The organism is Pedococcus sp. P1_H8, assembly GCF_056405175.1.
On the sequence record NZ_JBFUCP010000114.1, the window covers coordinates 1 to 533 of the forward strand.

Here is a 533-nt window from a genome sequence, read left to right on the forward strand (position 1 = left end):
TCGCACCACTGCGCCGAGCCACCGCATCGAGCGCCGCATGCAACTCGGCGTCGATCGTGAACTCTTGCAACGCACCGAGATTCGACATCACAGCCGGACGCGGCCGAGCCGTCGGAAGCTCCAGCACATCCGGAACACCCGCCAGCGCAGCAATCCAGTAGTCCAACTGAGCCGACACCAGCGAACCCGGATCCTGCTCGGAACCGAGCACCTCMCGCTGCCACARSCTGTAGTCCGCGTACTGCACCGSCARCGGCGCCCACTCCGGCAACCGCCCGGCCCGCCGAGCGGCATACGCCACCATCACATCACGCGTCAACGGAGCCACCGACCAACCATCGGCACTGATGTGAAGGACCACCATCGCCAACACGTACTCGACGCCCGACTCCACCTCGTACAGACGCGCCCGCAGCGGAACCTCCGCGGTCACGTCGAACGGCGCCGAGACGAACTCCACCGCCGCACCGGCCACCGACTCCGCATCCACCGACACCGGCGTCAGATCGATCACCGCCTCACCGGCCGGCAAC

The 533-nt window shown here is 67.2% G+C and carries 1 protein-coding gene; it reads right to left on the reverse strand.

The window, feature by feature from the left end; genetic code table 11:
• A partial coding sequence (locus tag AC1DYG_RS19115) for a condensation domain-containing protein (protein WP_477641441.1) occupies positions 1–533 on the reverse strand: 533 nt, incomplete at both ends.